This window comes from Brevibacillus parabrevis (assembly GCF_022701015.1).
Lineage (GTDB): Bacteria > Bacillota > Bacilli > Brevibacillales > Brevibacillaceae > Brevibacillus > Brevibacillus parabrevis.
Genome location: NZ_CP064090.1, coordinates 3,415,596 through 3,428,524, shown reverse-complemented (window position 1 = coordinate 3,428,524; position 12,929 = coordinate 3,415,596). Strand labels below are relative to the sequence as shown.

Annotated in this window: 13 protein-coding genes; all 13 read right to left on the bottom strand. The window is 51.1% G+C overall.

The window, feature by feature from the left end; translation table 11 throughout:
* Window positions 1–24: 24 nt before the first annotated feature.
* On the bottom strand, window positions 25–600 hold the full coding sequence (gene pgsA, locus IRJ17_RS16480; protein WP_063227562.1) for a CDP-diacylglycerol--glycerol-3-phosphate 3-phosphatidyltransferase: 576 nt from the start codon (window positions 598–600) through the stop codon (window positions 25–27).
* On the bottom strand, window positions 601–1,947 hold the full coding sequence (gene rimO, locus IRJ17_RS16475; protein ID WP_173596504.1) for a 30S ribosomal protein S12 methylthiotransferase RimO: 1,347 nt from the start codon (window positions 1,945–1,947) through the stop codon (window positions 601–603).
* Between the two features lie 119 nt (window positions 1,948–2,066).
* A complete protein-coding gene (locus IRJ17_RS16470; protein WP_122965253.1) occupies window positions 2,067–2,972 on the bottom strand; it encodes a helix-turn-helix domain-containing protein in 906 nt (301 codons plus the stop codon).
* Window positions 2,973–2,984: 12 nt separating this feature from the next.
* Window positions 2,985–3,764 carry a YmfK family protein gene (locus IRJ17_RS16465; RefSeq protein WP_122965252.1) on the bottom strand — a complete coding sequence of 260 codons (780 nt, stop codon included), beginning with the start codon at window positions 3,762–3,764 and terminating at the stop codon, window positions 2,985–2,987.
* Window positions 3,765–3,877: 113 nt separating this feature from the next.
* Complete coding sequence (locus IRJ17_RS16460) at window positions 3,878–4,147, bottom strand: DUF3243 domain-containing protein (protein ID WP_122965251.1); 270 nt, start codon at window positions 4,145–4,147, stop codon at window positions 3,878–3,880.
* Between the two features lie 100 nt (window positions 4,148–4,247).
* The gene (gene ymfI / locus IRJ17_RS16455; protein WP_122965250.1) at window positions 4,248–4,982 is read right to left on the bottom strand and encodes an elongation factor P 5-aminopentanone reductase; all 735 of its coding nucleotides are present in this window, start codon (window positions 4,980–4,982) and stop codon (window positions 4,248–4,250) included.
* A 9-nt stretch (window positions 4,983–4,991) separates the two neighbouring features.
* Window positions 4,992–6,284 (bottom strand): EF-P 5-aminopentanol modification-associated protein YfmH, encoded by a 1,293-nt coding sequence (gene yfmH / locus IRJ17_RS16450; RefSeq protein WP_122965249.1) that lies wholly within the window; start codon window positions 6,282–6,284, stop codon window positions 4,992–4,994.
* A 2-nt stretch (window positions 6,285–6,286) separates the two neighbouring features.
* Window positions 6,287–7,582, bottom strand: a complete 1,296-nt coding sequence (yfmF, locus tag IRJ17_RS16445; protein WP_122965248.1) for an EF-P 5-aminopentanol modification-associated protein YfmF — start codon at window positions 7,580–7,582, stop codon at window positions 6,287–6,289.
* A 218-nt stretch (window positions 7,583–7,800) separates the two neighbouring features.
* Window positions 7,801–7,956, bottom strand: a complete 156-nt coding sequence (locus tag IRJ17_RS16440) for a hypothetical protein (RefSeq protein ID WP_167470329.1) — start codon at window positions 7,954–7,956, stop codon at window positions 7,801–7,803.
* A 52-nt stretch (window positions 7,957–8,008) separates the two neighbouring features.
* Entirely contained in the window at window positions 8,009–9,187 is a 1,179-nt protein-coding gene (locus IRJ17_RS16435; RefSeq protein WP_122965247.1) for a stalk domain-containing protein, read from the bottom strand.
* Window positions 9,188–9,274: 87 nt separating this feature from the next.
* The gene (locus IRJ17_RS16430; RefSeq protein ID WP_122965246.1) at window positions 9,275–10,234 is read right to left on the bottom strand and encodes an ABC transporter permease; all 960 of its coding nucleotides are present in this window, start codon (window positions 10,232–10,234) and stop codon (window positions 9,275–9,277) included.
* Complete coding sequence (locus IRJ17_RS16425; RefSeq protein WP_173596502.1) at window positions 10,234–11,307, bottom strand: ABC transporter permease; 1,074 nt, start codon at window positions 11,305–11,307, stop codon at window positions 10,234–10,236. The genes IRJ17_RS16430 and IRJ17_RS16425 overlap by 1 nt, the downstream gene beginning before the upstream one ends.
* The gene (locus IRJ17_RS16420; RefSeq protein WP_242775286.1) at window positions 11,300–12,814 is read right to left on the bottom strand and encodes an ABC transporter ATP-binding protein; all 1,515 of its coding nucleotides are present in this window, start codon (window positions 12,812–12,814) and stop codon (window positions 11,300–11,302) included. Before IRJ17_RS16420 ends, IRJ17_RS16425 begins: the two co-directional genes overlap by 8 nt.
* Window positions 12,815–12,929: the final 115 nt, after the last annotated feature.

Sequence of the window (12,929 nt, the reverse complement as noted above, 5' to 3'; positions counted from 1 at the left end):
GAAAAAAGAGACCAATACCCGTAACTACGAGTATTGGATGACGTTGCGATTTTTCGCAAAGTAGTCGTACCCGGAATAAAGCGTAATCACAACCATGGCCCAAGTGGCTACCTCATCGAAGGGAATCCCGAAAAAGCCGAATGGGAAATTGCGGATCATGACGGCTGTAATCGCCACGATCTGCACCCATGTTTTCAGTTTACCCAAAGCACTGGCAGCAATTACCTGTCCTTCAGCCGCAGCAACAAGGCGCAAACCCGTTACAGCAAACTCCCTGCTGATAATCACAATCGCAATCCACGCCTCCAGCCGCTGCATCTCCACCAAGGAAATCAAGGCAGCAGAGATGAGCAGCTTGTCGGCAAGCGGGTCCAAAAATTTTCCGAGATTGGTCACGATCTTGCGTTTGCGTGCAATGTAACCGTCGAGTCCGTCCGTACTGGCTGCTAGGATAAACACCAAAGCCGCAATCAGCTCGTTATACGTCATCGTCAGGCTGCCAATGGAAAATGTCCCGATGTTGTAACGCACCAGCAGAAAAAACATAACTACCGGCACCAGGAAAATCCTGGCGAGGGTGATGCGGTTGGCGAGATTCACCTAGACTACCTCCCCGGCCAAATCGTATTCATAGGAGTGTGTGATCTTTACCTTTACGATTGAGCCTAATTTGCCTTTGAATCCGGTTACGAATACTTCCCCGTCAATTTCCGGGGCATCGTATTGCGTCCGGCCTACATAAATGTCGTTGCGCCCTTCGTAACGCTCAATCAGGACGTCCAGCTCCTGGCCGACAAAGCGGCCATTGCGCTCGCTTGCAATCTCACGCTGAATTTCCATCAGCATGTTCGCCCGCTTTTCCTTGACCTCTTCGTCCACATGATCAGGCAGACGGGAAGCCGGGGTGTCCTCTTCATTCGAATAAGTGAACACACCCAAACGGTCAAAACGGATGTCTTTCACGAAGTCGGACAACTTGGCAAAGTCCTCTTCGTTTTCGCCAGGGAAGCCTACAATCAAGGAAGTTCGCAGGGCAACATCCGGTACTTGCGCGCGGATTTTACCGACAAGCTCGCGAATATCCGTTTGGCGACCCGGACGACGCATTCTTTTCAGAATGTGGTCTTCTGAGTGCTGCAATGGCATGTCGATGTATTTGCATACCTTTGGATTCGTAGCAAACGTTTGAATCAATTCGTCTGTAAAAAAGCCCGGGTATGCGTAATGCAGACGAATCCACTCGATTCCCTCCACTTCGGCGAGCCGGTTGAGCAGCTCGGGAAGCATCAACTTGCCATCGTAAATATCTGTACCGTAGTTCGTGGAGTCCTGGGCAATCAAGCTGATCTCCACAATCCCCTGCTGCGCCAGATGGCGGGCTTCCTCCAGAATGGACTCGATCGTCCGGCTGCGGAATCCGCCACGCATCAGGGGGATACTACAGAAGGTACAGGCATTGTCGCATCCCTCGGCAATTTTAATGTATGCCGAATACGTGCCTTCTTTCACTTTTCGCTTGACGACATCTTCGTACGCAAAGATTGGGTTGCCCACAAAAATCGGACGCTTGCCTTCCAGCGATTCTTCAATGATCCCTGTAATCGACATAAAATCGCCTGTTCCGACAATGCCGTCCACTTCAGGGATCTCGTTCAAGATATCCTCTTTGTAGCGTTGTGTGAGACAGCCTGCCACCACAAGCGATTTCAGCTTGCCGGCTTCCTTCAGCTCGCCCATCTCCAGAATCTTGTTCACAGATTCTTCCTTGGCGGCATCAATGAAGCCACAGGTATTGACGATGACCACGGTTGCTTCTTCCGGATTGTCAACCAGTTCATAGCCTTTTTCATCTATCAGATGGGCCATCATGTCGGAATCGACCAAATTCTTCTCACAGCCCAGCGTAACAATCGCTACTTTTTCACGCGTGCCTACCTTCTCTGCCATCTTTTTTCCTCTTTCCTCCAATTGGTCATACCAGCCCATATTACACCTATCCAGTATAATATAAGCCTAAAGGAAGTGTCAAAAGAGACGAAAGTACGAAAGGCAAGCATAATGCTTGCCTACTGTGCTGTTGCCTCTTTCATTTTGATGGTAAGGTTCGACGGCATGAACTTCATTTTGGATGTATCGACCGCAGCTCCGTTCACGGTCAGCTCCAAGGCCGTCGGCTTTCCGAGGCGGACATACGCCGATTTCTTCAATTCAATCGTGATCTCTTCCTTGGCGCCTTTTCGCAGTTCGCCTTCCTCCACATACTTCTTGCCTTTTCCTTCCGATACACCGAACCAGCTTCTGTCTTCCTTCACTTTCAAATGAACCGTAATTTTCTCTCCGCCTTGCAAAGAGTAATTGTACATGGAGCCTTGCTGCGACTCGAATGTGATTGTCGCTGAAGAGGCTACCTCTCCCGGCTCCGGCGTTGTCGTTCCCGGATCAGGAGTAGGTGTGACAGTAGATGGCGGTTGCGGCTGCTGCGCAATCGGAGAAGTAGTAGCCCCTCCACCATTGCCCGGAGTGACGATTTCCGCTCCAGGATTGACCGTTCCGCTTGGTACAGGCTGGGTGATTGTATTGCCGTTGTTATTTACCGCTGCGATGTAAATAACGCCAATAATCAAGGCAATGAAAAGCACCAGCAACGTCTTGGTAACCCATCTTCCTGCCTGTAGCGGGTTGTTCGCGGAAGCAACTCTCCTGCGACGCAGTCTTTCCACTTGCTCCGTAGGTGGCTGGGCTGGCAAATCGGCCTGAAAATGCGTCAGGATGTGATTCGGGTCGAGACCAACGGCTTCCGCATAACTCTTAATGAACGCACGCGCGTAAAAGTGGCCGGGAAGTACATGAAAATGACCTCTTTCAATGGCTTCCAAATATCGCCGCTGTATCTTGGTGATTCGTTGGATGTCGTCGAGCGTGATTCCTTTTTCTTCGCGGGCCCTTTGCAGGACTTGACCTAGCTCAGACACAGCTGCCCCTCCTTAATTCATGTCAAAATTATCGAAGCCGCGATTGTTGATCAGCTCGTATGTAATTTCCTCATCCGGATAGTGACGAAGCTCGATAATGTAATGAAAATCAGATATTTCGTACTCTGATTCTCTTACAAAAATGTCCGGATGCTCGATGATCTTCGCGGCAGGAAAGTTCATAATCTCCCGAAGCAAGGTGTAATGCTTCTCTGTCGATCGCAGCGTTGAAACAATTCCATCTATCAAATATACATGATCAGTAGACAATTCATCAATGGCTAAGGAATTGCGCACTGTCTGCCGCAGCAAAGTAGATGAAATAAACGTCCAGCGCTTGTTCGCAGACACGCTGGCTGCAATCATCGATTCTGTCTTCCCGACACGAGGCATTCCCCGGATTCCAATTAGTTGATGGCCCTCTTTTTTCAAAATCTCAGCCATGAAGTCTACCAACAGCCCCAGCTCGTCACGGACGAAGCGGAACGTTTTTTTGTCCTCGCTGTCACGCTCGATGTAGCGTCCATGGCGAACAGCGAGACGATCCAGCATGGTAGGGGGACGTAACCTCGTTATGGTTATGTTGTCCATTTTTTGCACAACGTTGCGCAAAACCTCCATTTTTTCATCGTCATCTGTCAAAAGCAACATGCCGCGGCGCATCGTATCGACACCGTTGATCGTGACGATATTAATGTTCAACATCCCCAGAATAGAAGACACGTCACCCAACAAACCAGGACGGTTACGGGCAATTTCGTACTCCATGTACCATTCTTTTTTCGCTTCCATATAGAATCCTCTCCGCCAAGACAGAATAATCTTCCTCTGTAGTATATCACGTTCGTATCGTTCGACAAACAAACGCGAAAAGAAAAATCCCCGTGAATAGGGGATTTAAAAGACTAATTGCCTTTGTTCAGGCTATCTGGATTTTGCACGAGCTTCACCATGAGGGAAGCCAGCGCTTGTTGTTGCTGTTGATCGCCCGCGTCCCAAAGCTGTTTCAGCAAGCGCTCCTGATCATTTTTCGGATCAACCTGCTCGGCGAGATAGCCTCCAATCTGATACGCTACGTTTTCCAGCGTCTGGCTTTCCATCCCAGCCTGTCTGGCCTGTTCTACTCGGTCTCCGAGAAATTCTTTCCAGTCGCGAAAGTTGTCCAGAATCGACATAAGGAAATTCCCTCCTTTTTTCGTTGGGGCAATAGAGTCTTCTGCTGCCCACACAGGAGGTAGATTTCCACTATTTCTCGGAAATTATGCACGCCCAAGCTTATGTATACCAGCCGCCGTTCGGGCTAATGATCTGCCCCGTCACATAGCTGGCATCTGCCGATAACAGAAACCGCACAACAGCCGCCACCTCGCGCGGATCGCCAAGCCGGTTCGCCGGAATTTCCTCTGCGATCATCTCCACTTCGTCAGGGGAAAAACGCGCCATCATCCCGCCAGCAATCGCGCCGGGGGCTACGGCGTTCACCGTGATGCCATTGGGCGCCATTTCCTTGGCCAACGCTTTGGTAAACGTGTTGATCGCGCCCTTCGTCAACGAATACAGCACTTCGCAGGAACCGCCCGTAAGCCCCCAGATCGAAGAAACATTGACGATCCGTCCATATCGCTCACGGAGCATGGCCGGCAACGCAGCCTGGCAGACCAAAAAAGCAGAGCGAACATTCATCGCCACCAGCTCGTCAAACATCTCGACCGACACGTCGGTAAACAGTCCGACGTGATCGGCCGAAGCGTTGTTGACAATCAACAGCGGCGGTGACGGCATCTGGGCAAACATCGCGGCAATTTGCGCCGGGTCCCGCAAATCCGCCTGTAGCTTGCAAAAAGGTACATTTCTTTCCTGGCACAGCTGCACCAAACGATCCAGCTTGCTTTCCGAACGGTTGTAATGCAGGTAAAGGGGAACCCCTGCCTCAGCCAGATAGGTGCCGATCGCCTGGCCGATTTCTCCAGAGGCTCCCGAAATAAACGCCCATGGCGTCTTTTCCATCATGCCCACTCCTTACTCTTGCGGCGAAGCGGAACGCACGATAGAAACTGCCATCTGTTCCTCCAGAAAATGCTCGTTCAGACGTTGACCCACTTCTTCCAATGTAATCGACTCCAGCGTCGGCACGACGGAGAACAAATCGTTGCCGTTGAACTTGAAGCTTGTAAACTGGTTCGCGATAAACTCCACGGAATTGAGCGAGCGCAAGAAATTTCCGATCTTTTTCCGCTTGGCCCGCTCGAACTCTTCCTGGTTGATGCCTGTTTGCTTGAGTTGTGCGATTTCCGCTTTGATAGTCGCCACCAAACGGTCCGGGTCTGGCGTATCTCCCCCGATAATCGTATAGGCGTAGTCTTTTTCGCTGCTGTAGTCAAAATCAAAGCTCTCCGTAATCAGTTCGCTTTCGTACAGCCGCTCGTAGATGGCGGAGCTGGTTCCAAACGCGATGTCCAAAATGAGCTTTGTCGTCAAGTCCCTTTTCAGCAGCGCTTCCTTCGACAGTCCCGTTTCTTTTTCCTTGATGCCGATCATGCACTTCGGAAGACCGACCGTGAGAAACGCTTCGACTTTGGCCTGCGCCACAGCGGCAGGCTCATCCGGGAACACGCGGGTAATCTGCGGAGCAGGAGGAAACTCCTTCTTCGTCTGGTTCTCGCGGATCAGCTTCATGATCGACTCCGGTTCGAACGAGCCCACCACCAAAAGCAGCATGTTCGACGGATGGTAAAACGTCTCGTAGCACTGGTAAAGGTACTCTTTTGTGATATGCGAGATCGTCTCAATCGTGCCGGCAATCTCGATGTTGATCGGATATTTTTGGTACATGGCTTTGAGCAGGTTCATGTAGACTTTCCAGTCCGGATTGTCGTCGTACATCGTAATTTCCTGGCCGATGATTCCTTTTTCTTTCTCCACGCTGGCATCTGTAAAGTACGGGTCTTGCACGTAGTCCAGCAGCAGATTCAGGTTGTCATCCAGCTTGTCTGTGCACGAAAACAGATAAGCTGTGCGGTTAAAGCTCGTGAAGGCGTTGCACGATGCCCCGTTCTTGCTGAACTCGTGCATGACATCCCGGTCTTTTTTCTCAAACATTTTGTGTTCGAGAAAATGGGCGATCCCGTCCGGCACATTGATTTCTTCCCCGCTGCGCGTTTTGAAATGGCTGTCGATCGAGCCGTAACGCGTAGTAAAAACAGCGTACGTCTTGCTGAACCCTTGCTTGGGAACAAGGTAGACTTGCAGCCCATTGTCCAATGTTTCGTGGTAGACGGTTTCATTTACTTGGTCAAAAACGGTCGTCTGCATGATTACGCCTCTCCCTTCTTGTCGCGCAGCAAGTAGATCGTATCGATCGCTACCTTGTTCGCCACCCGTTTGATATCTTCGATGCTGGCCTGTTCAATCCCGGCGAGCAATTCGTCCAGCTTCCGCTTGCGGCCGCTGATGACGCCATTGTAGGTAAAATCGATCATGCCGCGTGCACTGTCCAGCAGCTCACGGAACTGGTTGGACAACGTAGCTCTCGTCTGCGACAGTTCTTCTTCGGAAATGTTGCCTGCGCGCATCTGCTCCAGCTGTTCCTTGATGATTTCCACCGCGCGCGAGTATTTGCCCACCTCGATGCCGGACATGATCATCATGATGCCTTTGTGGCTTTCCAGACGCGATACAGCGTAGTAAGCGAGGCTCTCTTTTTCCCGCACATTGACAAACAGCTTGGAGTGCGGGAATCCGCCCAAAATGCCGTTGTACAAGAGCAGCGCCGGATAATCGTCATCCTTGTACGTGACTTGTGTCCGGCAGCCGATATTCAGCTTAGCCTGATTCACGTCGAGTCGATCGACGACTTCTTTTTCCTCCGAAACCGTCTTGGCTGCGCCACCAATTTGCAGCTCGCCAACTTCTTTGCGCTCCAGCGGGATATGGGTGCGGATCGCTGCGGCCACTGCGTCTGGCTCCACGTCCCCCACTACGAACACGTTGATCGGGTTGGACGTTGTGATTTCTTTAAAATAGCGGTACAGCTCTTGTCCCGTGATGGCAGACAAGTCTTGCACCCGTCCTTGAACCAACAGGGCAAAAGGCTCGCCTTTGCACATCTCTTCCGTTACCCGCTGGTTGGCGTACTTCATCTTGTCATCAATCAGGCTTTCGACCCGTTTTTTCAATGTTTCTTTTTCCTGCGACACATACTTCTGCGCAAAAGCATTGTCTTGTACATAAGGGCGCACCAGCATGTCGCCTACGAACTGAATCGCCTGTTCCAGAAGGGCATCGCCTTCGGACAGGTACTTTTCATTCGGCACCTCCATGTAGATTTGCAGGATTTGCCGTTCGCCCTTTTTCATGACATCCACATCAAAAATGGCGCCATACAAAAAATCGAGGTGCGCGCGCAGGAGCTTCGTTTCCGGAAAACGCTCGCTTGCCCGTTTCATGACCATGGCCAAAAGCGCCGTCTTGGTCACGTGTTCCTCCGACAAAGCCTGCTCAATCATCGTCACAATTGTCGTTGTTTTGAATTTGGCGGTCGGAAGGATATGTACGTTCATCCCGTTAATTTGGGAGCTTTGAAACGCGATATCAGACGTCTGTGCTTTCATTGCAACTTCTCCCTTCTCCATCTGCGTATACTTCTCTATTGTAACCAATTGGCAGGCCATCTTTCATCAGAATCTTCCATTATAATTGCCCCGTCTTCCATCGTATGCTCCCCTGGCTTTCCGTACGACTCTCTTCCTCGCCGTCTTGTGCTTTGTTTTCTCCCTGTTTACAAGCAAAAAGAGCAAGCCGCCCTTTTCCGGCGCACTCGCTCTTTTTGCTACAAATCCATATAATCCCAGTCGCGGGTGTTATCTGAAACAGCGTCTTCCTCCACGAATCGGCCGCAATCGGAAGAAAGGCAAAGCACCCCGTCCAACTGCTCGTCGTGAAAAGGCAAACCGTGATTTCCGCCACAGTACGGACAAATCCACATACGAAGTCCTCCTTTTCATTGATCAGGATTCCCTATCGTATAGTCTGTCCCATTAAGCAAACAAGCTTACTACTTTCTTTTGCTCCCAGAAACGCAAATAGTCATACGGATCGACAGCCCGTCCGTTGTCGTTGCGATACAGCCCAAAGTGCAGATGCGGAGCGAACATCCCCACGGTGCCCGTTCCTCCGTAGCCCGTATCCCCGACAAAGCCGATCAGCTGTCCTGCCTTGACCTCGCCGCCGATTCGCAATCCCGGTGCGTAGGCGCTCAAGTGAGCGTAATACATGCGAAACTGCCCATTTTTATCCGTAATATTGACTCGCCAGCCGCCGTAAGTGTTCCAGCCCACCCGATTAATCGTCCCATCGGAAACCGAGTAGACAGGCGTTCCTTTCGGGGCCATGATATCGATGCCTTCGTGCCTGCGGACGCTTCCGCTATTGCTTTCCGTCCATTCGCGATCCGATCCGAAGCTGTCCCCGTAAGGCTCGTACCAGCTCGCATCGTCAAAAGGAAACGAATAGCCTTTTCCTAGCAGACGCTGATCTCCCACTTTGCTCGACAGCGGGTGCTCCGCTTTTTTCGCAGCGTGCGGCAAAAACAAAATTTGCCCTACTGTCAACTGATCGCCTGACAAGTAGTTGTTTTGCTTGATCGCACTCATCGTCGTCCCGTGCCGAAGCGCAATCGCTCCCAGCGTATCCTTTTGCTGAACCACGTACGGATTCCCGGCTTCCGGTACGCTTACGGCGCGATCTTCGACAGGCTTTGTTTGCACATGGGCCACGGAAGCGAGTGCATCCCATTCGACCTGATAGCCGAGCGCCTCGCTGACAAACCGGAGCGGCACCAGTGTGCGTTTGTTGACAATGATCGGCGCCGTCTCCAGCGTGACGCGCTTCCCGTTCACATAGGCGAGTCGACTGTTTATATCCAAAGACACGTGTTCGCCTTTTTGATTAAACGCTACTCTTCGGTTGGTGGCATCATATGTAACCTGCGCGCCAGTCGCTTCTCCGATCACGCGAATCGGCACCAGCATCCGTCCGTTCTGCTTCAGCGGCAGCACATCCGAGTCCACTCCCCGTCCGTCCACCACAATCGATATCACCGGACCTGGTTCTGTTGCTTGCGCTGTACCGATTGCCACGAAACAAAGACAAACAAAAAATGCGCCCAGAATCCCGGCAGAACGTAAACGGCTGTGCTTTTGTAGCCAGCGGTTCATTCTATTCCCTCCCCGTGCAATCTCACATCAAAAATTATCGCACAGGGGATGGAACCGGTTCCAGACGCAAATTATGTCAACTTTTACTTAACGAGAGCCTGTATCGTACGGCTTGCCCAAGGCAGCTGGAGCGCTGGAGCGTCCAACCAGACCGGCCATGACCAAGATGGTCAGCACGTACGGAAGCATGAAAATAAATTCAGTCGGAATGTACTTGGTCAAACCGAAAATCTGCACCAAAGACTTGATCGCCTGGGCAACCCCGAAGAACAGAGCTGCTCCCATGGCTCCAGCCGGATGCCATTTTCCGAAAATCAGCGCCGCAATGGCGATAAACCCTTGTCCCGATACGGTGTTATGGGAAAAGTTGCTCGTCGTGGTCAAAGAGATCGTCGCACCGCCCAATGCAGCCAGCGCGCCACTGATCATGACAGCTGTGTAACGCATTTTTTTCACGTTGATCCCCACTGTATCAGCAGCGCGTGGATGCTCACCAACTGCGCGCAGACGCAGACCGAATGGCGTCTTGAAGATCAAATACCAGGTAAAGAACACGGCAATAAACGCAAGGAAGCTGGTTGGGTACGCCTCAAAGATGGCATGTCCCAAATACGGAATGTCATGGAGAACCGGAATGCTCCATTTTGTAAAGACGCTCGACAAGGTCGTTGTCTGGCCTGCGCCGTTGAAAATAATTTTCGTCAAGTAGACAGACAAGCCCGCCGCCAAAAAGTTCAGGGCCACGCCGCTGACCGTTTGATCCGCTTTAAAGGTGACAGAAGCCACCGCATGCGGAAGCGCGAAAATCGCTCCGGCAACCCCGGCCAAGATAAAGCCAATCCAAGGAGCCAAAGGCCCCAGCGAATCCTGAAACGCGTAGGTCAGCACGGCACCTGTAAAAGCACCGATGATCATCATGCCTTCCAGGGCAATATTCACGACACCAGAGCGCTCCGAGTAGAGCCCGCCCAAAGAGGCAAAAATCAAGGCAGTGGAAAACACGATGGTATCATGAACGAGGTTGCTAATAATTAATCCCCAATCCATCAGTGCCCACCTTCCTTTTTCTTCTGCAAGATTGGTTTAACAAAAATCTTCACGATGCCGTGTGCCGCCACGAAGAAAATAACCGAGGCGATTACGACACGGATCAACTCAACAGGAACGCCCGCGCCGAATTTCATTCCAGCCGCCCCAAACGTGAGGATACCGAACAAAATCGCGGCAAGCACGACACCCAATGGCGTATTTCCGCCGATCAGGGCAACCGCAATTCCATCAAAACCATAGCCAGGCTGCGCCGTCATGATCGCTTGATAATGGAAGACTCCCAAAATCTCGCAAGCTCCACCGATTCCCGCAAACATTCCACCAATGAACATCGCTTTTACGACATTGCGGTTGACGTTCATCCCGGCGTATTCGGATGCGTGCGGATTCAGACCTACTGCGCGCAATTCATAGCCCGACTTTGTTTTCCAAAGAATGACGTAGAAGAAAATAGCGGCAAGGACAGCAATCAGTGTTCCCCAGTGCAGACGGGCACTGTCAAACATTTGCGAAAGCCATGTGATCGTGATCATCGATGATTCCTTGATCATTTCCGAACGTTGTTGGCCAGTTGGAATGAAGAAAGCATTCATCACCCAGTTAGCCAAATACAGAGCAACCCAGTTCAACATGATGCTCGTGATTACTTCGTTCACGCCGCGAGCGGCTTTCAAGTAACCGGCAATGGAACCCCACAAGCCACCTGCTACCGCACCCGCAATAACAGCGAGCGGAGCGTGGATGTAGGCAGGCAGGTCAAAAGAAACCCCAACGCTTGTAGCAGCGATCATCCCTACGATGAACTGCCCCTCAGCCCCGATGTTGAAAAGGCCTGTCCGAAAGGCAAACGCCACTGCAAGACCCGTAAAAATCAGCGGCGTAATTTGGCGAATCGTTTCCCCGAAGTTGTACGCGCTTCCGAATACTTTTTCAATCAGGGCCATGTAAGCCTGAATCGGGTTGAAGCCCCCTGCCAGCATCGCAATCGCACCCGTCAACAAGCCGAGAATGATTGCCACTACAGGGACGAGGAACGATTCTTTTGTAAAGACGGCTATCACTTTATTCATCGTTTCCTCCTCCATGCATTCGTTTTCCACCGGACATCATCAAGCCCAGCTCTTGTTCACTTGTCGCTTTGGCATCGACGATTCCTACAATGCTGCCTTCGTAAATAACGGCAATCCGGTCGGATACGTTAATGATTTCATCCAACTCAAGCGAGAGCAGGAGAACCGCTTTTCCGTTGTCGCGCTGTTCAATCAGACGTCGATGGATGAACTCGATCGCCCCGACGTCCAAACCGCGAGTAGGCTGCGCCGCAATCAACAGATCAGGGTTCTTGTCCACTTCGCGGGCAATAATCGCCTTCTGCTGGTTACCACCGGACAAAGCGCGCGCTGGCGTGTAGATCGAAGGCGTGCGCACGTCAAATTCTTCGATGAGTTTGGCCGCATGCTTGTCAATCGCGCCATAATCGAGAAAACCGTTTTTGTTAAACGTTGGATGGAAATACGTTTCCAATACCATATTCTCGCTCATGGTGAAATCGAGAACCAATCCGCGCTTGTGACGGTCTTCCGGAATGTGGGACAAGCCCGATTCGGAAATGCTGCGCGGAGATTCGTTGGTGATTTCTTTACCATTGAGAAGGACACGGCCGCTGGTCGCTTTGCGCAACCCGGTCAATACTTCAATCAGTTCGCTCTGTCCGTTGCCGTCTACGCCTGCAATCCCGAGAATTTCGCCTGCGCGAACTTCGAGGCTGAGATTGTTCAGTGCGTTGACACCCCGGTTGCCCATCGCTGTCACGTTTTCGACAGCAAGGATCGTTTCCTTCGGTTTTGCTGCTATCTTGTCCACGTGGAAGCTGACTTCACGTCCGACCATTTTCGCAGCAAGCTCATCCGGATTGGTATCCTTAATCAATACAGAGTCAATCACTTTTCCGCGTCGGATGATGGTGCAGGCATTACATACCGCCATAATCTCTTTCAGCTTGTGGGTAATCAAAATAATGGTCTTGCCCTCTTTGACCAAGTTATGCATGATTTCAATGAGTTCATGAATTTCTTGAGGGGTCAGAACAGCAGTCGGCTCGTCGAAAATCAGGATGTCGGCCCCGCGATAAAGCGTTTTCAAGATCTCTACGCGTTGTTGCATACCTACGGAGATATCCTGAATCTTTGCTCTAGGATCAACCTTTAGTCCGTATTGATTCGAAAGCTTTTCCACCGCTTTTTCCGCGCTCTGGATATCTATTTGCAACCCGTTTTTCGGTTCGTTTCCCAATACAATGTTTTCTGTTACCGTAAACGTCTCCACAAGCATAAAGTGCTGGTGTACCATCCCGATGCCAAGTTCGTTGGCAACGTTCGGACTTGTAATTTTCACTGCTTTTTCGTTGATGAGGATTTCGCCCTCATCCGGTTGATACAGGCCAAACAAAATGTTCATTAACGTCGACTTGCCTGCGCCATTCTCGCCGAGAAGCGCATGAATTTCGCCTTGCTTGACAGAAAGCGTGATGTTATCGTTTGCCACAATCCCTGGGAACCGCTTGGTAATCCCTCGCATCTCAACTACTTTTTTTACCGAACTCAACCATGCTCACCCCATTTTTTTGGGTTAATGTGAAGGTAAAGAACAAGGCCAGTTCCTCGAACCAGCCTTGTCCCTTTGCCGCTTCATC

What these genes read in the sequence shown, in the direction of transcription:
- IRJ17_RS16420 (WP_242775286.1), bottom strand. Translation starts at nt 12,814, where the DNA reads ATGCGAGGGATTACCAAGCGGTTCCCAGGGATTGTGGCAAACGATAAC.
- yfmF (WP_122965248.1), bottom strand. Translation starts at nt 7,582, where the DNA reads ATGAAAGCACAGACGTCTGATATCGCGTTTCAAAGCTCCCAAATTAAC.
- ymfI (WP_122965250.1), bottom strand. Translation starts at nt 4,982, where the DNA reads ATGATGGAAAAGACGCCATGGGCGTTTATTTCGGGAGCCTCTGGAGAA.
- rimO (WP_173596504.1), bottom strand. Translation starts at nt 1,947, where the DNA reads ATGGCAGAGAAGGTAGGCACGCGTGAAAAAGTAGCGATTGTTACGCTG.
- IRJ17_RS16460 (WP_122965251.1), bottom strand. Translation starts at nt 4,147, where the DNA reads ATGTCGATTCTGGACAACTTTCGCGACTGGAAAGAATTTCTCGGAGAC.
- yfmH (WP_122965249.1), bottom strand. Translation starts at nt 6,284, where the DNA reads ATGCAGACGACCGTTTTTGACCAAGTAAATGAAACCGTCTACCACGAA.
- IRJ17_RS16425 (WP_173596502.1), bottom strand. Translation starts at nt 11,307, where the DNA reads ATGAATAAAGTGATAGCCGTCTTTACAAAAGAATCGTTCCTCGTCCCT.
- IRJ17_RS16435 (WP_122965247.1), bottom strand. Translation starts at nt 9,187, where the DNA reads ATGAACCGCTGGCTACAAAAGCACAGCCGTTTACGTTCTGCCGGGATT.
- IRJ17_RS16465 (WP_122965252.1), bottom strand. Translation starts at nt 3,764, where the DNA reads ATGGAAGCGAAAAAAGAATGGTACATGGAGTACGAAATTGCCCGTAAC.
- IRJ17_RS16430 (WP_122965246.1), bottom strand. Translation starts at nt 10,234, where the DNA reads ATGGATTGGGGATTAATTATTAGCAACCTCGTTCATGATACCATCGTG.
- IRJ17_RS16440 (WP_167470329.1), bottom strand. Translation starts at nt 7,956, where the DNA reads ATGTGGATTTGTCCGTACTGTGGCGGAAATCACGGTTTGCCTTTTCAC.